This is a genomic window from Mesorhizobium sp. M0174, from assembly GCF_040322275.1.
Classification (GTDB): domain Bacteria; phylum Pseudomonadota; class Alphaproteobacteria; order Rhizobiales; family Rhizobiaceae; genus Mesorhizobium.
On the sequence record NZ_JAMYTB010000038.1, the window covers coordinates 1 to 20,367 of the forward strand.

A 20,367-nucleotide genomic window follows, 5' to 3' on the forward strand; every position below is an offset into this window, starting at 1 on the left:
CCTTGCCGCTATTTTTTTGTCCCCGTAAATCCCTGGAGTCCCCCCCCAACCCCAAATGGGTTTTTTCAAAACCAAAACCCCAAAAAACGGGGGCGCCCGCCCCCCCCCCCCCCACCAGGCTTGGGAGGCTTAGCGAGCTGCGGTCCAGCCCTTGTAATCCTTCAAATTGTCGGCCGTGATCAGCTTCGGGTCGAGCAGTACCGTCGGCTCGGCCGGCTTCTTGCCGGCAAGCAGGTCAGCCGCCATCGTCAGCGACTGGCCGGCCATCACATAGGGATCCTGCGAGGCCGAGGCTTTGATCATCGACGTGCCGGAAGCGAGTTCCTTCTCGATATCGGGCGCGCCGTCGACCGCGGTGAAGATGAACTCCGAGCGGTTGAGCTGCTTGGCCGCAAGCTGGGCGCCGATCGCCGTCGGATCGTTGATGGCGAAGACCGCGTCGATCTTGTCGAAACGGGTCAGCAGCGACTGGAACACTTTCAAGCCGCCGTCACGTGAGCCTTCGGCGTTCTGGTCGTCGGAAAGGATCTTGATGTCGGGGTGTTTTGCCAGCACGTCCTTGCAGCCCTTGACCCGCTCCAGGATCGATGACGAGGCCGGGCCGTTGAGGATGACGTAGTCGCCCTTGCCGCCGGTATGATCGACCAGATACTGGCACGCCTCTTCGCCGGCCTTGACGTTGTTGGTCATCACGGTGACGTCGGCGCCCGGCGCCGAAACGTCGAAGGCGGCAACGACGATGCCGGCCGCCTGTGCCTTCTTGACCGCCGGCGCGATCGCTTTGGCATCGACGGCGTTGAGCATGATGACGTCGACGCCGGCGGCGATGAAGGAATCGACCTGCGAAACCTGCTTGTTGAGGTCGTAGTCGGCCGATACCGAGGTCACCTGCACATTCGGATTGATCTTCTTGGCCGCGTCCTCGATGCCCTTGATGGTGGCGACGAAGAACGGATTGCCGAGCAGGCCGACCGAGATGCCGACCTTGTTCAGGTCCTTGGCCGATGCCGGCGCGATGACGGCGGCCGCAAAGGCTACGCCGCAGAGCAGTTTAGCGATGGTCTTCATTGTTTTATTTTCCTCCTGATGCCCCGCGCCTCTCACGGTGCGTTACACATGAAACCGGCTCGTTGGATGCCGGCGACTAAGGGCCATCACGTTCTTGCTCCTGCCTGGAGCCGGTAACGGTCGAGGGCGACCGCCACGATGATGACCAATCCCTTGATGATGTACTGCCAGATGTCCGAAACGCCGGCGAGGATGAGCCCGTTGGACAGCACGGCGATGATCAGGCCGCCGATCAGCGTGCCCCAGATCGAGCCGACGCCGCCGACGAAACTGGTGCCGCCGAGGATGACCGCGGCAATGGCGTCGAGTTCGTAGGACTGGCCGAGCTGCAGCCCGTTGGCGGCATAGAGCCGGGCCGCCGACATAGCGCCGCCAAGCCCGGCCAGAAGGCCGGAAACGCCATAGACGAAGAGCAGCACCAGCGGCACTTTGATGCCGGTCAGCCTGGCGGCCTCGGCGTTACCACCGACGGCGTAGATCCAGGTGCCGAGCACGGTGCGCTTGAGCACCAGCCAGGACAGCACCACCACCGCCAGCGCGATGATTACCAGCCACGGAATGGCGAACAGCGAACCGTTGCCGATGAAGTCGAACGGCAGGTCCGCGTTGAACACCGTAGTGTCCTGGCCAAGCAGGCGGGCGACGCCGCGCACGGCGGTCAGCGACCCCAGCGTGACGATGAAAGGCGGCAGCTTGATATAGGCGATCAGCAGCCCGTTGATGATGCCGAAGCCGAGCCCGACGAGAATGGCCGCCGGCACGCCCAGCAGTCCCCAATCGGGCACCAGCGACACCATCACCGCCACCATCGCCGAGGCGGCAAGGATCGAGCCGACGGACAGGTCGATGCCGCCGGTCAGGATGACGAAGGTCATGCCGGCTGCCAGCACGATGTTGATCGACGATTGCTGCATGACGATCAGCAGATTGGTTTGGGTGAAAAAGCGCGGGTTGATGAACTGGAAGCCGACCGCCAGCAGAATCAGGATCGGCAGCATGCCGAGTGCGGCGATGGCGGTGCGCCACCTCGTACTTCTGCCGATCGCCCGGTCGTCCGCTTTCATCGTGTCGGCCACCTTGTCGGTCATCGCTGAGCCGCTCCCGTTGCAAGTTCAATGATCGCTTCCTGCCGCAGCGGCTCGCCTTCCGAGGCCGTCACCTCGCCGGCAATGGTGCCGTCGCGCATCACCAGCACGCGGTCGGCGATGCCGATCACCTCCGGCAGTTCGCTGGAGATCATCAGGATGGCGATGCCTTTCTTGGCCAGGTTGTCGATCAGCCGGTAGATTTCCGACTTCGCCCCGACATCGACGCCGCGGGTCGGCTCGTCGAGGATGACGACCTGCGGCTCGGTTTCCAGCAGGCGGCCGAGCAGCACCCTCTGCTGGTTGCCGCCCGACAGCGAGCCGGCATTGGCCTGCACCGAGCTGGTGCGGATGGAGAGGTCTGACACCGCCTTGGCGGCGCGCTTTTCGGCAGCCGCGAAGTCGCGGAGACCGCCGGCCTTCGCGTCCTTTGCCAGCACGCCCATGCTGATGTTGTCGGAGATCGACATGTCGAGAAACAGGCCAAGTTGCTTGCGGTCCTCGGTCAGGTAGGCGATGCCGGCATCGAGCGCCTCGCTCGGCGAACCGATGGATATCGGTTTGCCGCCGAGCTCCAGCGTGCCCGAGATGTGCCTGTCGGCGCCGAAGATCAGCCGTGCCAGTTCGGTCCGGCCCGAGCCGACCAGGCCGGCCAGTGCCAGCACCTCGCCTTTGTGGAGGTCGAAGGAACAATTCTTTATGAGATTGCCGTCCGACATGCCGCGCACCGACAGCGCGACGGCGCGCTTGCTGTCCGGCGGGCGGTGATCCTTCTTGTAGAAGGTCGACAGATCGCGCCCGACCATCATCGATACCAGGCGCGAGGCGTTCAGGTCGGCGCGGTCGAGCGTGCCGACATAGCCGCTGTCGCGCAGCACGCTGACGCGGTCGGCGAGCTGGTAGACCTCTTCCATGCGGTGGCTGATGTAGATGATGGCGATGCCTTGCGACTTCAGCGTCGCGATCACCTCGAACAGCCGGTCGGTCTCACGCGAGGTCAGCGACGTGGTCGGCTCGTCCATGACGATAATGCGCGCATTGGTCGACAGCGCCCGGGCGATTTCCACCAGCTGGCGCTCGCCGAGCGACAGGCTGGTGACCGGGGTGCGCGCCGAAAAGGCCACGCCGAGCCGCGCGATGATCTCGCTGGCGCGCCGGTTGCACTGCTCGCGGTCGACGATGCCGAACCGTCTTGGCTCGTTGCCGAGGAAGATGTTCTGCGCCACCGACAGATTGGGCGCCAGCGACAGCTCCTGATAGATGACCGCAATGCCGGCGGCGCGCGCCTTGATCGGGTCGCCGGTGGCGGCCGGTACGCCGTCGATCAGGATTTCGCCGCCGGGGTCCGGCCGGTAGGCGCCGGACAGCACCTTCATCAGCGTCGACTTGCCGGCACCGTTCTCGCCCATCAACGCGTGCAACTCGCCGGCGTGAACGGTCAGCGACACATCATGCAAGGCGCGGATCGCCCCGAACGTCTTCGAGATGTGGCGCATCTCCAGCACCGGCTGGCGCACCGTCTCGATCCGAGCGGCGGCGCTCATCGTGCCCCTCCCGAGGCTGCCATGGCCACGCCCCGGTCGGCGGCAAGGCCGCGCCAGTCGTTGCGGTAGCCGGCAAGGCCGCTGAAGCTTGCCGCATGCACCGCCTCCGGCGCCTCGGTGGCAAACTCGCGTCCGACGCTTTCAAAGGCAAGTGCGGCAGCACCGGTGGCGCTGCCCTCCAGCGTTGCGCCCTGCAGGAAGGCCTGCCCGGGCCGCAATTGCGCCAGCAGCGCGGCAAGCAGCCCGCCATTGTTCAGGCCGCCATCGACGATCACCGTATTGTCCGAATGGATCAGCTCGAGGCACAGATCGAGCATCAGCGCGACGTAGAGCAGCGCCACGGCCGCGCGTTCCTCGGCATTGGGCGTACGCCCGACCAGTTCGCCGCTGCGGTGCGGCATCGGGCCGCCGGGCGCGAAGCTCGGCAGCGCCATGATGCCGGCGTCGATCACCCGTTGTACCGATGACGGCGCGATTGCGCCCTGCCAGCCGGCGCTGATCGTGGCGAATTCGCGGCCGCCCATGAAGCGGATGGTCGGCACCGGGCCGCCGTCGACATCGACATTGACCAGCATGTCGCGCTCGCCATCGAGTGCATCGAGCGGACAGTCGGGATTGAGCACGACCACCCAGGTGCCGGTCGAGACCACGGTCACCGGCCCGAGCTGCTGTCGGCGGTAGGCATGGAGCGCAGCATTGCTGTCATGGACGCCGTTGTGGACGGCGACCGGCTTGGCGGCCCGGCTGAAGCGCTGCTCGCCGATCACCGCGCCGGCACGCTCGAAGGCGGGCATCTGGCCGCGCCAGCCCTCGGCATCGACCAGCGAGCTGAAATCGCGTTTGCGCGGCGCCCATAGATGCGAATGGCAGCCGAGATAGGAGACCTCCGACACCGGCCGGCCGCCAAATCGCCAGCTCCAATATTGGGGGTAGCCGAGGATCGACGTCGCTGTGGCGAAGGCACCGGGCTCCACCTCCTTCAGCCACAACATGTGGCGGCCGTAGTTGAAGCCAAGCGGCAGGCGCGGTGAAAAGGTCTCGGCAAAATCTGGAATGCGGCGGTCGATCTGCGCGGCGATTTCAGCTGGCGGTTCCTGCTCGTAATCGAGGATCGGATGCGTCAGCTCGGCTTCGTCGATCAACGCGAAGGTGCAGCCATGGCCGGATACCATCAGCCCTTCCACGCCATGCGTATCGACGGCGTCATCAATGGCGCGAGCCGCCCAGTCGTGCAGCGTTGCCTCGTCGAGCACGCTGAAGCCGCCTTTGCGGATCCAGCTCGGCTGGGTGCGGCGCTCGTCTAGGATCTGTCCGTTCTGGCCGAAGACGAACAGCTTCGAATTGGTCTTGCCGAAATCGAGGACCGCGATGTTCACTGGGCGCCTCCCGAGGAAGCGGCGATCCTCACCGTGACGCCGGCATCTTCGAGCATGCGGGCATCTGTCTCGGACAGGCCGTCATCGGTGACCAGCGTGCCGATCCGCGACAGCGGCAGCGCCACATTGCGCGCGTGGATCGACAGTTTTCGGCTGTCGGCCAGCACGACGATCTGGTCGGCGCAGAGGCTGAGCTCGACGATCGAGCGGACCAGCAGCGGGTGCGATTCCAGAAGGCCTTCCTGGCCGATGCCTTGCGCGCCGAGAAAAAACTTCGAGGCGTAGAACGGCACCGTCTGCGTCAGCGAATGGATGATGCCCGGCTCGCGGTAAAGGTCGCCGCCGGCAACGGTCAGACTGCAATGGCCGTGATCGCTGAGATAGGCCGCGAGCGGCATCGAGTTGGTGTAAAGCCGGATATTGCGGTCGGCGAGCTTGACGCCGAGATGGAAGCAGGTCGAACCGCCATGCACGATGACCGCGTCGCCGTCGCGCACCATGGTGGCGGCGAGAGCGGCGATCTGCCGCTTGGCCTCGACGGCGAGGTCGCGGTTCTCGTCATAGGGCCTGGCATAGGCGACGCCGGCTTGCGAAGCGCCATCGAGCGCCGAGATGCCGCCATAGACCTTGCGCGCTTCGCCGGCCTCATCGATCTTGTCGATGTCGCGCCGCACCGTCGCCGCCGACACGCCAAGCCGCTCCTGCAGCTCGCGCACCGATGCGAAAGGCCGGTCCCGCAAAAGCTCGACGATCTGACGCTGGCGGCCGGAGTCGCTCAACCGTTACCTCCCAATGTGCTTGCCTCCCAAGCCACTGCACGGCATGCCATTTTGCACGGCAATTGGTGCAACTTACTCAACGGCCCTCGGATTGCAAGCCTGATTTGACGCGATAACATCACTGTTGACGTAACTTACTCGCATCTGCGATACCAGCGTCGGTCTTCGTCCCGGCAACAGGGCGTCCAAAGCCGTGGCCACGCGGCCGGTTTGTGGAGGAATTTCGATGACGATCAGTGCGGATGCGCAGGAATTGGCAGCGCTGCGGTCGCTTTCCGCCGAGATTGGCAGCGACCCGCATCTGACCCAGGCCGCCGGCGGCAACACCTCGCTAAAAGCCGGTGGCACGCTCTGGATCAAGGCCTCCGGCACCTGGCTGAAGGACGCGCTCACCGCGGACATCATGGTGCCGGTCAGCATTCCGCCATTGCTCGACGCCATCGAACGACGCGACCCGACCGCCGAACAGCCACAGGCCTTCGCTGTCGGCGCCCTCAATCCGCGCGGCTTGCGCCCCTCGATCGAGACCACCGTACATGCGCTGATGCCGCAGCGCATCGTTCTGCATGTCCACTGTGTCGAGACCATTTCGCTGGCCGTGCAGGCCGACTGCGAGGCCGAGGCCGCCAGGCGGCTCGACGGCCACCAATGGGCATATGTTCCCTATCGCCGGCCGGGACTGCCGCTCGCCCAGGGCATCGCCGAGCGCCTGCGGCCAGGCGTGGACATACTGATCCTCGGCAACCACGGCCTGGTCGTTGCAGCCGACACTGTCGCTGAGGCAGGCATGCTGCTGCGCCGCGTAACCCGGCTGTTGGCACGGCCGCCGCGCCAGGTGGCTGAGCCGGACACCGCGGCATTGATGGCGCGCGCCGGCGACAGCGACTACAGATTGCCGGCGGATGTCGAGGCGCACGCGGTGGCGATCGACCCCGAAAGCTGCCGCATGGCTTCGGGCGGCAGCCTCTACCCCGACCACGTCATCTTTCTCGGCAAGGGCTCGGTCGTGGCGAGGCCGGCCGAGGGTGTGAAGCGCGTCATCGAGCGCTGCGGCGCCGCACCCGCGGCGATCCTGTTTCCCGGCCTCGGCGTGTTGATGCGCGGCGACGCGGGCGCCGGTGCCGACGCCATGCAGCGCTGCCTCGCCGATGTGACCGCGCGGGTCGATGTCGCAGCGAAGCTTAATTATCTGACAGCGGCAGAGAATGACGAACTGATCAACTGGGACGCCGAAAAATATCGCCAGAAACTCAATGCGGGAGGCAGCTGACATGCCGCGTTCGTCTGGCCCGCTTGCCATCGGCATCGACATCGGTACATCCGGCGCGCGCGCCGTCGCCATGCGCCCGGACTTTTCCATTGCCGCGCATTACGCTATTGCCCTCGAGCGATTTGGGCCGAACGGCCGCGACCCCGCCATCTGGTGGGAGGCGGTCGGCGCGACGTTGGCGGAACTGCTCAAATGTATCGATCGCGCGGCAGTGCGCTCGATCGCCGTCGACGGTACGTCGGGTACGCTGCTGCCGGTCGACGGCGCCGGGCGGCCGCTGGCCGAACCGCTGATGTACAACGACAAGGTCGCTGACCACACAATTCTGAGTGAAATAGCCGGCGCAGCACCGGCAACGAGCGCTGCCCTTGGGGCGACGTCCGGTCTCGCCAAGGCATTGTCTTTCCAGCACCTGCCCGGCGTCGCCGCTGTGCTGCACCAGGCCGACTGGATCGCCGGACAGTTCTCCGGCCGCTTCGATGGCAGCGACGAAAACAACGCATTGAAAACCGGCTACGATGTCGAAACCCGCCGCTGGCCGGACTGGATCGCGGCCACCGGAATGCGCATGGAATTGCTGCCTGGCGTCGTGCGGCCGGGCGATGTCACGGGTACGCTCACCGCCAGCGCCGCGAAAATGTTCGGCCTGCCGCGTGATGTGGTCGTGGTCGCCGGCACCACCGATGGCTGTGCGTCGTTCCTGGCAACCGGCGCGACGGCGGCGGGCGACGGCGTCACTGCGCTCGGCTCATCGCTGACCATCAAGATTCTCTCCGACCGGCCGATCTCGGCGCCGCAATTCGGCATCTACAGCCATCGGCTGGGTGACACCTATCTGGCGGGCGGCGCCTCGAACTCCGGCGGCAAGGTTCTGGCCCAGCATTTCCCCGTCGCCCGCATTGTCGAACTCAGCAAAAAAATCGACCCGGCGACCGAGACCGGTCTCGACTATTACCCGCTGCCGGCGCCGGGCGAACGCTTCCCCATAGCCGATCCGGCGCTGCCGCCGCGCCTCGAGCCGCGGCCCGCCGACGACGCCGATTATCTGAAAGCGATGCTCGAGGGTATTGCGGCGATCGAAGCGCTCGGCTATCGCCGGCTTGCCGAACTCGGCGCACCCCGGCTGACATCGGTCAGGAGCGTCGGCGGCGGAGCGGCCAATCCGGCCTGGACGGCAATCCGGCAGCGCAAGCTTGGCGTCGCTCTCGTGCCGGCTCTTTCGGAGGAGGCCGCCGCCGGCACGGCGCGGCTGGCGCTGATGGGCGCTAGCGCAGCGGGGCTTCTATGACGGCCAAGGCAATTCAACACCTCGACGGCATCGCCGCGCTGGCCGAGCGCTATCAGGTATTCCTGCTCGACCAATTTGGTGTGCTGCACGACGGCACCAGCGCCTATCCAGGCGCTGTCGAGGCCTTGTCGGCACTCAAGCGTGCCGGCAAGACCATCGTGCTGATCTCGAATTCCGGCAAGCGGGCGCAACCCAATGAGCGCCGCCTATTGAAGCTCGGCTTCGAACCGGGAAGCTGGGATCACTTTGTCTCCTCCGGCGAGGTGGCGTGGCGCTCCTTCCATCAAATGGCGGCATCCGGAGCCCTGCGCCCGCAGACAAAATGCCTGCTGATCCGCCGCGACAATGACCGTTCGGCTGTCGACGGCCTGCCGTTCGTGCTGGCCAAGGACGGCGACGATGCAGAACTGGTGCTGATTTCCGCCAGCGAGGGCGATCGCTACGACCTCGACCACTATCGCCGGCTTCTTGGTCCGGCGGCGGCGCGCCGGGTGCCATGCTTCTGCACCAATCCCGACAAGATCATGCTGACTGCCGTCGGCCCTCGCTTCGGCGCCGGCCGGCTCGCCGATCTCTATGAGAGCCTCGGCGGCAGCGTGGCGCGCATCGGCAAGCCCAATCCGCAGATATTCGAGGCAGCGCTGGCACTGGCGGGTCACCCGGAGCGCGCCAGCGTGGTCTGCGTCGGCGACAGCGTCGAGCACGACATCGCCGGCGGCAACGGCGTCGGCGTCGCGACGACGCTGGTCCTGTCGGGCATATTGGCGGGGGCGCCTGATCTGCACGACGTTTTCGCCGCGCTCAACGCCCGTCCCGACTACATCGCGGATAGCTTCAGGTTTCGTTGAGTTGTTAAGGCGAGACAAAGCTAATCGAGGTTGAAACGCCCGATCACCGGCACGTGGTCCGAGGGTCGTTCCCAGCCGCGTGCCGGCCGCAGGATTTCGTAGCCGGCAAAATGCGGCACCAGGTTTGGCGACGACCAGATATGGTCGAGGCGGCGGCCACGATTTGAGGCCTGCCAATCCTGGGCGCGATAGCTCCACCAGGTGTAGAGTTTCTCCTCGTAAGGCACATTGAGCCGCATCAGGTCGACCCAGTCGCCGGAGAGCCGCATCGCCTCGAAATTTTCCGTCTCGACCGGCGTATGGCTGACGACGTTGAGGAGCTGCTTGTGCGACCAGACATCGTGCTCGAGCGGCGCGATGTTGAGGTCGCCGACCAGGATCGAGCCGGAGTGCTCGTCATGCTCGGCCCGCACGGCGTTCATCTCGGCAACGAAATCGAGCTTGTGCTTGAACTTGCGGTTGACGGCCGGGTCGGGCTCATCGCCGCCGGCCGGAACGTAGAAGTTGTGCAGCAGGATCGTTTTGCCGCCGGCCTTGACGGTGACCGACAGATGCCGGCTGTCGTCGATCTCGCAGAAGCGGCGCTTTTCGACCACCTCGATCGGACGGCGCGCTATGGTCGCAACGCCGTGATAGCCCTTCTGGCCATGGAAGGCGATGTGCTCGTAGCCGAGCTTGCGGAACGCCTTCTCCGGAAACAATTCGTCCGGAACCTTGGTTTCCTGCAGGCAGAGCACGTCCGGCGCCTGCTCGACCAGCAGGCGCTCGACGATCGGCATGCGCAGTCGAACGGAGTTGATATTCCAGGTAGCGACGGAAAACGGCATTTGGGGTTCCGGACAACGCAAGATCCGCCGGATGGCTCCGACGGAAGTCAATCGCGGAAACTACTGCCAGCCGCGCACCGCAAAAACAAGCCGCCCGCACCAACGCGGAAAAGCCATCCCGCAGCAGCAGAAAGTTACCGCGTCTTGGTGTTCAGCTCGCGGTTCGCCGTATAATCGATGGCGAAGGTGTCGGGGGCGAAGCTGACGCCCTCCTTGGTGTTGAAGATCATCACCGTTGTGTCCTTGCCTTGCGCATCGGTGATGGTCCACTGCCGCAATTCATAGGATTTCGGATCGAACATCATGGTGATCTTCGAATTGCCGAACACCGATTTGTCGGCAAGCTGGATGGTGGTGAGATCGTTTTCTTCCTTGACGCTTCTGACGCGTCCGCCCGAGAGATCGATCTTGTCGTCGAGCAGCAGCTTCAGCGGCGTCTTCGACAGCGGATAGAGGTCGGAGGTCCGCAGTTTCTTGTTGAGGATGACCACCGACTTGCCGTCGGAAATCACCCTGAAATTCGAGGCGCCGTCATAATTGAAGCGGATCTTGCCCGGCCGTTCCAGAAAGAACTTGCCGCCGGTCTGCTCGCCCTTGGGCCCGAACTGCACGAACTCGCCGCTCATCGATTTGACCGAGGAGAAATGATCGGCGATCTTCTGCGCCGTCGCCGGAACCGCTGCTTGCGCCGACGCCAGCAGCTGGAAGCCGGGCACGACATTGGCGGCCGCTGCACCGGCCAGGACCAGACCGAGGCCGAGCACCTGCCGGCGGGTTGGGGCGAAATCCTTTTTTGGGGCGAGAGTTGCGTTTTTCATGCCGGTCACCATCATCTGATTGCTTGCTCGTTATATTGGTCTGGCCCCCCAGTTGGGCTTAAGTTTGGCGGGCCGCACGGCGCTCATCGTTGCAACGCGCCAAAAGGTTCAAAGTTGCCGGCGCGGATGCGCTCTAGAACTTGTCGTCCTCCGTCGGCACCAGGATTTCGCGTTTTCCGGCATGGTTGGCCGGGCCGACAATGCCTTCCTTCTCCATCTTCTCGATAATCGAGGCGGCGCGGTTGTAGCCAATGCCGAGCCGGCGCTGGATGTAGCTGGTCGAGGCCTTGCCGTCGCGCAGCACCACCGCAACCGCCTGGTCGTAGGGGTCGTCGGAATCCTCGAAATTACCGCCGTCGCCGCCGCCACTGCCTTTGCCCGTCGGCTCGTCGTCATCCTTGTCGTCGTCCTCGGTGATGGCGTCGAGATATTCCGGCACGCCCTGCAGCTTCAGATGCGCGACGATCTTCTCCACCTCGTCGTCGGAGACGAAGGGACCGTGCACGCGCTGGATGCGGCCGCCGCCGGCCATGTAGAGCATGTCGCCCATCCCGAGCAGCTGTTCGGCGCCCTGCTCGCCCAGGATGGTGCGGCTGTCGATCTTCGATGTCACCTGGAACGAGATACGGGTCGGGAAATTCGCCTTGATGGTGCCGGTGATGACGTCGACCGACGGCCGCTGCGTTGCCATGATGACATGGATGCCGGCGGCGCGCGCCATCTGCGCCAGGCGCTGCACCGCGCCTTCGATGTCCTTGCCGGCGACCATCATCAAATCGGCCATCTCGTCGATGATGACGACGATGTAGGGCATCGGCTCGAGGTCGAGGTTCTCCGTCTCGTAGATCGCTTCGCCGGTCTGGCGGTCGAAGCCGGTCTGCACGGTGCGGGAAATCCTTTCACCCTTTTTCTCGGCCTGCTGCACGCGCGCGTTGAAGCCGTCGATGTTGCGGACGCCGACCTTCGACATCTTGCGGTAGCGGTCCTCCATCTCGCGCACGGTCCATTTCAGCGCCACCACCGCCTTCTTCGGATCGGTGACCACCGGCGTCAGAAGATGCGGGATGCCGTCATAGACCGAGAGTTCCAGCATCTTTGGATCGATCATGATCAGCCGGCAGTCCTGCGGCGTCAGCCGATAGAGCAGCGACAGGATCATGGTGTTGATGGCGACGGACTTGCCCGAGCCGGTGGTACCGGCGACCAGCACGTGCGGCATTTTGGCGATGTCGACGATCACCGCCTCGCCATTGATGGTCTTGCCCAGCGCCAGCGCCAGCTTGGCCTTGGTGGTCTCGAAATCGCGGCTGGCCATGATCTCGCGCAAATAGACGGTCTCGCGCCTGGCGTTCGGCAATTCGATGCCGATGGCGTTGCGGCCGGGCACCACGGCGACACGGCAGGCGATGGCGCTCATCGAGCGGGCAATGTCGTCGGACAGGCCGATGACCCGCGACGATTTGATGCCGGGCGCGGGTTCCAGCTCGTAGAGCGTGACGACCGGACCCGGACGCACATGGATGATTTCGCCTTTGACGCCGAAATCCTCCAGCACGCCCTCGAGCAGGCGGGCGTTCTGCTCCAGCGCGTCCTTGGACAGGCTTGCGTCGCGCACCACGTTCTTCGGTTCCGACAGGAAATGCAGCGACGGCATCTCGAATTTCTCCGAGCCGATCAGCGAGGTCTGCGCCTCGCGCTGGACGCGGGCGCCTGGTGCCGGCCGCGGCGCCGGCGCCTCGACGCGCGTCGCCGCGTCGGAGCGGAAGTTCTGCACCTTGGCCGTCGGCGCGGCGCGGCGTTGACCGGCCGGCTCGGGCGCGAAATCCATGTCGTCATTGTCGTCGTTGTCGAAGACGTCGGCATCGTCGGGGTCGATCGAGGCACTGCGGTCGTTGACCATGGCGGCGAAGAATTCCGGCTCGACGCGGGCGCGCCCGCCCGGGCTCATCCGCGCCTCGGCGAACTCGGCCGATTCGACCCGTTCGGCCGCTCGCCGCCAGGCGCTGGGGCGCGGTTCCATCTCCGGTTCGAAATCGTCGCGCTCGCGCCGACGCGCGGCGCGGCGGCGCAGATAGGCCCGCAGCGACAGCCACCAGTGGGTGATGGCGCCAAGCGCCAATATGCCTTCGTCGCCCTCGTCCTCCTCATTGTCGAAAAGCAGGTCGTCCTGCGGATCGGGCACGGCAGGCAGATCAAGGACGGCAAAGCCGTTCTTGCGAGAAATCAGCGCCGAGCCATACAAGAATACCCACAGCGCCGGCGCTGCCAGGAGCACGGCGAGCACGCTGGCGACGAGGCCGGTCGGATAGCCGCCGATGATGAGGCCTGGGATATTGAGCACCATATCGCCGAATACGCCGCCGAGGCCGGTCGGCAGCGGCCAGGTCTTGGGCGGCACCACGCAGCCGGCGATTGCCGCGCCAAGCAGCGAAAACCCGAACCAGGCGAGCGCCCGTTTCGGCAGCCGGTCGACGCCACGCGCGGTAAACAGCAGAAACCCCCAGATCACCGCCGGCACCAGCGCCGCAACCGCCGCAAGTCCGAAGAACTGCATGGCGATGTCGGAAAATACGGCGCCCGCATAACCCATTGCATTGGTGACGATATTATCGGTGGCGTGCGAAAAGCTCGGATCGGCGACGTTCCAGGTGGCAAGGGCGGCGACGCCGAAGCCAACCAGGGCAAACAGCCCGGCACCGACCAGCCGCCCGACCTGGCGCCTCGCGAACGCCCGGATGCCGTGCCCCGTATCGGCCAGCGCAAGCGGTGCTGAAGCCCCTGAACGCATGCTCTTCCTCGTCTGTCGTTGCCCGGCCGGGCGCGGACGCGCAACACGGCAGATTCGGCTGTCAGACTAGCGGCGGGAAGGTTAAGGGCGCATTAACCATGGGCATTCTGCGTCACCGGAACGGGCGACCGCCACCACAGTTCGGAGCCGCCGCGGCCGATGTTTCACGCCGCCGGCGGATCGAGCACCTTGATCAAGCGACCGTGATCGAGCCATCACGGCCATCCGCGCGCAAAAAAGAGGCCCGGAAGGTTTCCGGGCCTCAAGGCGTGAGTCCTTTCGGGAGCGTCACGACGGGATCTTCCCGGCACCGGCAAAACGCCGATGCCGGCCAATGCCTTTACGCCACCACTTCGCCGTGCTGGCTGATGTCGAGGCCTTCGACCTCTTCCTGGGTGGAAGGACGCAGGCCGACCAGCGCCTTGACGATGTAGAGGATCACGAAGCTCGCGATCGCCGTCCACAGGATGGTGAAGACGATACCGTAGAGCTGCTTGCCGACGGAGGCGCCCGAGCCGAGGCTGTTGATCGCCGGATCGGCGAGCACGCCGGTCAGCAATGCACCGATGATGCCGCCGATGCCGTGCACACCGAATGCATCGAGCGAGTCGTCATAGCCGAACGCGTGCTTGAGCTTGACGGCCGAGACGTAGCACAGCACGCCGGCGACGATGCCGACGATGAAGGCGCCGGTCGGATTGACGAAGCCGGAAGCCGGCGTCACCGCGACCAGGCCGGCGACGGCGCCCGAGATGATGCCAAGAACGCTCGGCTTCTTGGCGACGATCCATTCGGCGAACATCCAGGCGAGCGCCGCAGCGGCAGCGGCAACCTGGGTGTTCAGCATCGCGGCACCGGCAAGGCCGTCGGCGGCCAGTTCCGAACCGGCGTTGAAGCCGAACCAGCCGACCCACAGCAGCGAAGCACCGATTACGGAGTAGACCAGGTTGTGCGGCGCCATGTTGGTGGTGCCGTAGCCTTCACGCTTGCCGAGAACCAGCGCGCAGACCAGGCCGGCAACACCGGCATTGATGTGAACGACCGTGCCGCCGGCGAAATCGAGAACGCCGGCTGTGCCGAGGAAGCCGCCGCCCCACACCCAGTGCGCGATCGGGGCATAGACCACCAGCAGCCACGCCCCCATGAAGATGAGCAGCGCCGAGAACTTCATGCGTTCGGCGAAGGCGCCGGCAATCAGCGCCGGCGTGATGATGGCGAAGGTCATCTGGAACATCGAGAAGACGAACTCAGGGATGTTCGCCACGCCCGGCAGCCACAGCGACGAGGTGGTGATGCCGTTGTGGAAGAACTTCGAGAAGCCGCCGAGATAGGCATTCATGCCGCCGCCATCCGAGAAGGCCAGCGAGTAGCCGAACATGAACCACAGCACCGTCACCAGGCACGTGATGGCAAAGCTCTGCATGATGGTGGCGAGCACGTTCTTCTTGCGCACCATGCCGCCATAAAACAGCGCCAGGCCCGGTATGGTCATCATCAGCACCAGCGCCGTCGAGGTCAGCATCCAAGCGGTGTTGCCGGTGTCGAGCGCGGGCGCAGGGGTAGCCGGTGCTGCCGGAGCCGCTTCCTGCGCGAACGCAGCAACCGTGCCCAGTGCAGCGAGAGCGAGCGAGCCCAAAACGGCCGCGCGTCCCGTTATCTTCAAGGTGGAAGGAATATTCATTGAACTCTCCATTGGAATACGCATCGGCGGCTCAAAGCGCGTCGGTGTCTGTTTCGCCGGTGCGAATCCGCACCGCCTGGTCGATGCCGAAAACGAAGATCTTGCCGTCGCCGATCTGGCCGGTCTTGGCCGCCGCGGTGATGGCCTCGACGGCCTTGTCGACCATGTCGACAGCGACCGCGACTTCGATCTTGATCTTCGGCAGGAAGCTGACCGCGTATTCCGCCCCGCGATAGATTTCCGTGTGCCCCTTCTGGCGTCCGTAGCCTTTTACTTCGGTGACGGTCAGGCCCTGGATGCCGACCGCGGTGAGCGCCTCGCGCACCTCGTCGAGCTTGAACGGCTTTATGATTGCCATCACGATCTTCATAAGGTTTCACCCTTTGCTGTTGCGGGTCCCCGCGTTTTGCACGACTTCGCCGATCCCCATGAGAGCCGGAGAGTGCCCGCTGGGATTCAAGCTCCGTGCCAATTGCCGAAGCAGGGTGTTAAGCTGTTGTTAAACAACGAAATCGGGAAGGTTTGCCGACTGCCTGTTCACAGTCGCGGCAGTGCATATGATTAAAAAATAGGCAAATTTCGAAAAATGCCTACTCCGCAGGCGGTCGCTTCAGCCGGATGAGTCCTTCTTGGGCAACCGAGGCGATCAACGTGCCGTCGCGGGCAAACAGCGAGCCGCGGGTAAAACCGCGTGATCCTTGCGTCGACGGGCTGTCTTGCGTGTACAGCATCCAGTCGTCGAGTGGATGGCTGCGATGGAACCACATGGCGTGGTCGAGGCTCGCCGCCTGGATATCGCGATCGAAAATGGCGCGGCCATGGGCGAAGGTCGAGGTGTCGAGCAGCGTCATGTCGGAGAGGTAAGCGAGCACAGCCGCCCGCGTGGCGCGATCGGCCGGCACCGGACCGGTGGTGCGGATCCAGATGTTCTGCTTCGGCTCGAGCTTTTCCCGGCTGGTATAATGCTTCAGCATCACCGGCTTCATCTCGATCGGCCGGTCGCGCTCCCAATAGCGCTTGATGCCCTCGGGCACCGCCTCGCCGAACTTGCCCAGCAACTCGCGTTGCGACAGCAACGTGTCGGGCGCCGGCACGTCCTGCGGCATCGGCACCTGATGTTCCAGGCCGACCTCATCCTGCTGGAACGAGGCTTCCAGCGAAAAGATCGCCTGGCCGTGCTGGATAGCGACGACGCGGCGCGTGGTGAAGGAGCCGCCATCACGGATACGGTCGACCTCGTAGATGATCGGCACCTTGGTGTCGCCCGGCCGCATGAAATAGCCATGCAGTGAGTGTACATGGCGCTCGGGCTCGACCGTTCGCTGCGCGGCGACCAGCGCCTGGGCGATGGTCTGGCCGCCGAAGATGCGCTGCCAGTCGAGCTTGGGGCTGCGACCACGATACAGGTTGTGTTCCAGCTGCTCGAGGTCGAGAATGCCGAGAAGCTCGTCCATGGCTGCCGTCATCTTGACCTCGCCGCAGAATTACCATGGCGGTTTCCGACAGGAACGGCGGGCAGTCAAGGGCGGAAAGCCCGGCGACGGTCAGGCTGCGAAAGGAATTGCCATGGTGGACAGCAAGAATTCGCTCGACGTTCTTGTCGCCGGCGCCGGCTATGTCGGCCTGGCCGCCGCCGTATCGCTGAAGCAGGCGCGGCCGAGCCTTGCCGTTGCCGTCGTCGATGCAGCACCCGCCGGGGTCTGGCGGAAGGACGGCCGCGCCTCGGCGATTGCCGCCGCCGCGTGCCGCATGCTCGACCAGCTCGGCGTCTGGAACGAGATCGCGCCGGAGGCGCAGGCGATCACCGAAATGATCGTCACTGATTCGCGCACATCCGATCCGGTCCGCCCGGTGTTCCTCACTTTCGATGGCGAGGTCGCGCCCGGCGAACCCTTCGCGCATATGGTCGCCAACAAGGATTTGAACGGCGCCTTGCGCCGGCGCGCCGAACAACTCGGCATCGGCATCATCGAAGGCGTCGCCGTCAGCGCCTTCGACATCAACGGCGCCGGCATAACCGTGCATCTTGCCGACGGCGCGACGCTGAAGGCGCGGCTGCTGGTTGCCGCCGACGGCGTCAATTCGAAGCTGCGCGACATGGCAGGCATCAAGACGGTGAAATGGGAGTATGGCCAGTCCGGCATCGTCTGCACGGTGGCGCATGAGCGGCCGCACAACGGCCGCGCCGAAGAGCATTTCCTTCCCGCAGGCCCGTTCGCCACGCTGCCGCTCAAGCCGGGCAAGGACGGCACCAACCGCTCGTCGATCGTCTGGGTCGAACGGTCGCAGGACGCCGACAAGCTGGTCAGTGGCGACACCCTGGTCCTGGAATATGAGCTCGAGCAGCGCTTTGGCCTGAAACTCGGCGAAATCCATATCGCCGACAAGCCGCGTGCCTGGCCGCTTGGACTGATCATTGCGCGCGCCTTCGTCGCGCCGCGCATCGCCTTGGCCGGCGACGCCGCCCACGGCATCCACCCGATCGCCGGCCAGGGTCTGAATCTCGGTTTCAAGGACGTGGCGGCGCTGGCCGAAGTGGTGGTCGAGGCCGACCGGCTCGGCCAGGACATCGGCGCGCTGGACGTGCTTGAGCGCTACCAGCAATGGCGGCGTTTCGACACGGTGCAGATGGGCATCACCACCGATGTGCTGAACCGGCTGTTTTCCAACGATTTCGGCCCGCTGCGCACTTTGCGCGACATCGGCCTCGGCCTTGTCGAGCGCATGCCGCGGCTGAAGGGGTTCTTCATCCGCCAGGCGTCGGGTCTGTCCGGCGACACGCCGAAACTGTTGAAGGGCGAGGCGATCTAGGCCCGGCAAGCGCGCGTTTTACTAGCGTTCGGTCAGTTGACCTCAAAGCCTAGCTTCTGGCGCAGCCGGAGCATGCGCTGGTCGGGAATCGGCAGGTTTTGTCCACCAGCTTCCGCCGCACGGCTGACCATTCGCAGCAGATCGTTCCTTTCAGCTGCGTCGAGCCGTTCGCGCAGGAACGGCGCCAGCTTGTCGATGACGACCGTGACGTCGTCGATTTGCGATGCCGCCCATTTGGCGTAGATCACGGCTTCATCGGTCTGCTTTTTGTCGGCGATCTCCGAGATCACCGATCGAATGGCGGCTTCGCGTTGCGGCAGCACAGGACCATGCTCGGAAACAATCGCGGTGATCAGCGTCGCGGCGGCGACGACCGGATCGTCGATCGCCGTCAGCGGCGAGAGCGCCGCCTGCTTGCGCAGCTTCTTGCGGCGGATATTGCCCTGGACGCGGCCAACGACGTCGGCAACCTCACGCGCCGCGTCGTTCATGATCTTCAGCCGGTACCACCAGAACGCCGCTGCCCCCAGCAGGCCGATTGCAGCAATCAATATATGCATACCCCAAGATCCCCAATCTCGGGCGACGATAGGAGAAGTATTGCGTCGCCTCAACACGCAAAAGTTGCATCGATCGAAGAAAACGAAAGCCTGCGCCAGTCATCGGCCGCCATCACTTTGCCAAGGATCTTATCGGGACATCCCTACGACCCCGGTACGTTGTAGATCGCCCGCACCTCGATCGTGCCGATTTCGGCCAGCGGGATTCCGCCGGCGATCTCCAGCGCCTCGTCGAGATCCCCGGCCTCGATCATGACGAAACCGAGCAGCTGCTCCTTGGTCTCGGCGAAGGGGCCGTCAGTGACCAGCCGCTTGCCCTGGCGCCGGCGCACGGTCTTCGATGTCTTCACCGATTGCAGCGCCTGCGCGATGATCAGGCGGCCGCTTTGCGCCACCGACCTGTCATAGGCCAGCGAATCGGCGTCGAGCTTGGCCAGCCTCGCAGGCGTCATTGCGTAGAGATCTTTTTCTTCACCATAGACCAGGCAAACGTATCTCATCTTTACCTCCATTCCTGGGTTGGACCGTAGGGCGAGGCGACGGACACGTCAGCTGGGCCTTTGGCCGCTGCATAGTCGAGAAAGGACACCGTAATGCCGATGATGGCAATCGCCGCAAGCAGTCGGCCGAAGCCGGAAGGCCGCAGGCGCGACCAGTCGGCTTGTTGTTCACCGGCCATGTGGCTGGTGCTTGTCCAGTGAGCAGAAAACAGATTGTTCATGTGGTCCTCCATCCGGCCACCAATTCCATGGCCGCCCGCAGGACGGCCGGGACAGATGGAAGTCGACATTTTTGCACGCGTATTTTTTCGAATTTTTTTCGCTCGAACATGGTGTGTCACGCTGCCGCCGATACGAAAGCGTGGGTGGCCTTCGCTCCGGCGCGCGCTATAGTCGACCGGACGCCGACTACGGGCTCAATCACGACAATCAAGGAGGAATTGATGGACCGCACCGCCAACGCCGTTTGGAAAGGCAGTTTCAAGGAAGGCAAAGGCACGCTCGATACCCAGAGCGGGACGCTGAAAGGCACGCCCTATTCTGCCAAGATGCGTTTCGAGGACGAGAGCGGCAAATCCGGCACCAACCCGGAAGAGCTGATCGCCGCCGCCCATGCCGGCTGCTTTGCCATGCAACTTTCGCATCTTCTTGCCGAGAACGGCACTCCGGCTACCGAGCTCGACGCCAAGGCCGTGGTGACACTGGTCCCCGGCACCGGTATCACCGGCAGCGCGATCACGCTGATCGGCAAGGTACCGGGCATCGATGCCGCCAAATTCCAGGAACTAGCCGAAAAAGCCAAGGGCGGATGCCCGGTCTCGAAGGCGCTCGGCGCCATCAAGGTGTCGCTCGACGCCAGGCTCGGGTGAGCCGCCAAACGAACGTCGGCGATCCTTCGCGCCCCCCTCTGCCCTGCCGGGCATCTCCCCCTCAAGGGGGGAGATTGGCAGTTTTGGCGACGGCTCTCGTCCTTCAACCTTGGTGATTGGCGAAAGTGGAGATGACAGCGCAATCTCCCCCCTGTTTGGACCGGGGACATCGCGAACAGCTGTGCGAGGACATCGCGAACAGTTTGCCATCCTATCGTTGGCTTGCATTGAGGTCGATGGTCTGGATTTTCTGGT

General features: G+C 64.5%; 19 protein-coding genes. 5 read left to right on the forward strand and 14 right to left on the reverse strand.

Translation table 11 applies throughout. The features are described 5' to 3' along the window. Positions 1–129 precede the first annotated feature (129 nt). The 5 genes from NKJ13_RS30380 to NKJ13_RS30400 all read right to left on the reverse strand — a co-directional run bounded on the left by NKJ13_RS30380 (position 130) and on the right by NKJ13_RS30400 (position 5,852). The gene (locus NKJ13_RS30380) at positions 130–1,068 is read right to left on the reverse strand and encodes an ABC transporter substrate-binding protein (protein ID WP_254817805.1); all 939 of its coding nucleotides are present in this window, start codon (positions 1,066–1,068) and stop codon (positions 130–132) included. Positions 1,069–1,154: 86 nt separating this feature from the next. Further along, positions 1,155–2,132, reverse strand: coding sequence for an ABC transporter permease subunit (locus tag NKJ13_RS30385; protein WP_502899782.1), 978 nt, complete (start codon positions 2,130–2,132; stop codon positions 1,155–1,157). 20 nt (positions 2,133–2,152) lie between these two features. Next, positions 2,153–3,697: a sugar ABC transporter ATP-binding protein gene (locus tag NKJ13_RS30390; RefSeq protein ID WP_352779318.1), complete on the reverse strand. Its 1,545-nt coding sequence runs from the start codon at positions 3,695–3,697 to the stop codon at positions 2,153–2,155. Beyond that, positions 3,694–5,073: an FGGY-family carbohydrate kinase gene (locus NKJ13_RS30395; protein ID WP_352779321.1), complete on the reverse strand. Its 1,380-nt coding sequence runs from the start codon at positions 5,071–5,073 to the stop codon at positions 3,694–3,696. The genes NKJ13_RS30390 and NKJ13_RS30395 overlap by 4 nt, the downstream gene beginning before the upstream one ends. Next, positions 5,070–5,852: a DeoR/GlpR family DNA-binding transcription regulator gene (locus NKJ13_RS30400; RefSeq protein WP_352649392.1), complete on the reverse strand. Its 783-nt coding sequence runs from the start codon at positions 5,850–5,852 to the stop codon at positions 5,070–5,072. Before NKJ13_RS30400 ends, NKJ13_RS30395 begins: the two co-directional genes overlap by 4 nt. 226 nt (positions 5,853–6,078) lie before the next feature. On the opposite strand from NKJ13_RS30400, the gene NKJ13_RS30405 reads away from it, so the two are divergent. From NKJ13_RS30405 to NKJ13_RS30415, 3 genes are read left to right on the forward strand one after another with little or no spacing between them, the layout of a single operon-like run. Beyond that, the gene (locus tag NKJ13_RS30405) at positions 6,079–7,122 is read left to right on the forward strand and encodes a class II aldolase/adducin family protein (RefSeq protein ID WP_352691695.1); all 1,044 of its coding nucleotides are present in this window, start codon (positions 6,079–6,081) and stop codon (positions 7,120–7,122) included. Between the two features lies 1 nt (position 7,123). Beyond that, entirely contained in the window at positions 7,124–8,410 is a 1,287-nt protein-coding gene (locus NKJ13_RS30410; RefSeq protein WP_352779324.1) for an FGGY-family carbohydrate kinase, read from the forward strand. Beyond that, a complete protein-coding gene (locus NKJ13_RS30415; RefSeq protein ID WP_352779325.1) occupies positions 8,407–9,258 on the forward strand; it encodes a TIGR01459 family HAD-type hydrolase in 852 nt (283 codons plus the stop codon). Before NKJ13_RS30410 ends, NKJ13_RS30415 begins: the two co-directional genes overlap by 4 nt. Before the next feature lie 20 nt (positions 9,259–9,278). Here the strand turns inward: NKJ13_RS30415 and NKJ13_RS30420 are convergent, their stop codons facing one another. The 6 genes from NKJ13_RS30420 to tesB form a co-directional block, all read right to left on the reverse strand. Continuing rightward, the gene (locus tag NKJ13_RS30420) at positions 9,279–10,085 is read right to left on the reverse strand and encodes an exodeoxyribonuclease III (RefSeq protein ID WP_352779327.1); all 807 of its coding nucleotides are present in this window, start codon (positions 10,083–10,085) and stop codon (positions 9,279–9,281) included. Positions 10,086–10,219: 134 nt separating this feature from the next. After that, the gene (locus tag NKJ13_RS30425) at positions 10,220–10,903 is read right to left on the reverse strand and encodes an outer membrane lipoprotein carrier protein LolA (RefSeq protein WP_352779329.1); all 684 of its coding nucleotides are present in this window, start codon (positions 10,901–10,903) and stop codon (positions 10,220–10,222) included. A 133-nt stretch (positions 10,904–11,036) separates the two neighbouring features. Further along, positions 11,037–13,691 (reverse strand): FtsK/SpoIIIE family DNA translocase, encoded by a 2,655-nt coding sequence (locus tag NKJ13_RS30430; RefSeq protein WP_352779331.1) that lies wholly within the window; start codon positions 13,689–13,691, stop codon positions 11,037–11,039. 340 nt (positions 13,692–14,031) lie between these two features. Further along, positions 14,032–15,354, reverse strand: a complete 1,323-nt coding sequence (locus NKJ13_RS30435; RefSeq protein WP_352779335.1) for an ammonium transporter — start codon at positions 15,352–15,354, stop codon at positions 14,032–14,034. A gap of 49 nt (positions 15,355–15,403) precedes the next feature. Further along, complete coding sequence (locus NKJ13_RS30440) at positions 15,404–15,742, reverse strand: P-II family nitrogen regulator (protein WP_023679755.1); 339 nt, start codon at positions 15,740–15,742, stop codon at positions 15,404–15,406. Positions 15,743–15,962: 220 nt separating this feature from the next. Further along, complete coding sequence (gene tesB, locus NKJ13_RS30445) at positions 15,963–16,838, reverse strand: acyl-CoA thioesterase II (RefSeq protein ID WP_352479976.1); 876 nt, start codon at positions 16,836–16,838, stop codon at positions 15,963–15,965. Between the two features lie 100 nt (positions 16,839–16,938). On the opposite strand from tesB, the gene NKJ13_RS30450 reads away from it, so the two are divergent. Then, on the forward strand, positions 16,939–18,183 hold the full coding sequence (locus NKJ13_RS30450) for a ubiquinone biosynthesis hydroxylase (protein ID WP_352701420.1): 1,245 nt from the start codon (positions 16,939–16,941) through the stop codon (positions 18,181–18,183). 32 nt (positions 18,184–18,215) lie between these two features. Here NKJ13_RS30450 and NKJ13_RS30455 read toward each other — a convergent pair whose 3' ends face one another. From NKJ13_RS30455 to NKJ13_RS30465, 3 genes are all read right to left on the reverse strand, one after another. Then, a complete protein-coding gene (locus tag NKJ13_RS30455; RefSeq protein WP_352779333.1) occupies positions 18,216–18,743 on the reverse strand; it encodes a hypothetical protein in 528 nt (175 codons plus the stop codon). A 143-nt stretch (positions 18,744–18,886) separates the two neighbouring features. Further along, on the reverse strand, positions 18,887–19,243 hold the full coding sequence (locus tag NKJ13_RS30460; RefSeq protein ID WP_352479974.1) for a YciI family protein: 357 nt from the start codon (positions 19,241–19,243) through the stop codon (positions 18,887–18,889). Between the two features lie 2 nt (positions 19,244–19,245). Beyond that, complete coding sequence (locus tag NKJ13_RS30465; protein WP_352738329.1) at positions 19,246–19,464, reverse strand: hypothetical protein; 219 nt, start codon at positions 19,462–19,464, stop codon at positions 19,246–19,248. A 222-nt stretch (positions 19,465–19,686) separates the two neighbouring features. Between NKJ13_RS30465 and NKJ13_RS30470 the strand changes: the two genes are divergently transcribed. Then, positions 19,687–20,112 carry an OsmC family protein gene (locus tag NKJ13_RS30470; protein WP_352691679.1) on the forward strand — a complete coding sequence of 142 codons (426 nt, stop codon included), beginning with the start codon at positions 19,687–19,689 and terminating at the stop codon, positions 20,110–20,112. The last annotated feature ends 255 nt before the right edge of the window (positions 20,113–20,367 follow it).

Coding starts and splice junctions, on each gene's coding strand:
- NKJ13_RS30380 (WP_254817805.1), bottom strand. CDS start 1,068: ATGAAGACCATCGCTAAACTGCTCTGCGGCGTAGCCTTTGCGGCCGCC.
- NKJ13_RS30385 (WP_502899782.1), bottom strand. CDS start 2,132: ATGAAAGCGGACGACCGGGCGATCGGCAGAAGTACGAGGTGGCGCACC.
- NKJ13_RS30390 (WP_352779318.1), bottom strand. CDS start 3,697: ATGAGCGCCGCCGCTCGGATCGAGACGGTGCGCCAGCCGGTGCTGGAG.
- NKJ13_RS30405 (WP_352691695.1), top strand. CDS start 6,079: ATGACGATCAGTGCGGATGCGCAGGAATTGGCAGCGCTGCGGTCGCTT.
- NKJ13_RS30410 (WP_352779324.1), top strand. CDS start 7,124: ATGCCGCGTTCGTCTGGCCCGCTTGCCATCGGCATCGACATCGGTACA.
- NKJ13_RS30415 (WP_352779325.1), top strand. CDS start 8,407: ATGACGGCCAAGGCAATTCAACACCTCGACGGCATCGCCGCGCTGGCC.
- NKJ13_RS30420 (WP_352779327.1), bottom strand. CDS start 10,085: ATGCCGTTTTCCGTCGCTACCTGGAATATCAACTCCGTTCGACTGCGC.
- NKJ13_RS30425 (WP_352779329.1), bottom strand. CDS start 10,903: ATGAAAAACGCAACTCTCGCCCCAAAAAAGGATTTCGCCCCAACCCGC.
- NKJ13_RS30430 (WP_352779331.1), bottom strand. CDS start 13,691: ATGCGTTCAGGGGCTTCAGCACCGCTTGCGCTGGCCGATACGGGGCAC.
- NKJ13_RS30440 (WP_023679755.1), bottom strand. CDS start 15,742: ATGAAGATCGTGATGGCAATCATAAAGCCGTTCAAGCTCGACGAGGTG.
- tesB (WP_352479976.1), bottom strand. CDS start 16,838: ATGACGGCAGCCATGGACGAGCTTCTCGGCATTCTCGACCTCGAGCAG.
- NKJ13_RS30450 (WP_352701420.1), top strand. CDS start 16,939: ATGGTGGACAGCAAGAATTCGCTCGACGTTCTTGTCGCCGGCGCCGGC.
- NKJ13_RS30455 (WP_352779333.1), bottom strand. CDS start 18,743: ATGCATATATTGATTGCTGCAATCGGCCTGCTGGGGGCAGCGGCGTTC.
- NKJ13_RS30460 (WP_352479974.1), bottom strand. CDS start 19,243: ATGAGATACGTTTGCCTGGTCTATGGTGAAGAAAAAGATCTCTACGCA.
- NKJ13_RS30465 (WP_352738329.1), bottom strand. CDS start 19,464: ATGAACAATCTGTTTTCTGCTCACTGGACAAGCACCAGCCACATGGCC.
- NKJ13_RS30470 (WP_352691679.1), top strand. CDS start 19,687: ATGGACCGCACCGCCAACGCCGTTTGGAAAGGCAGTTTCAAGGAAGGC.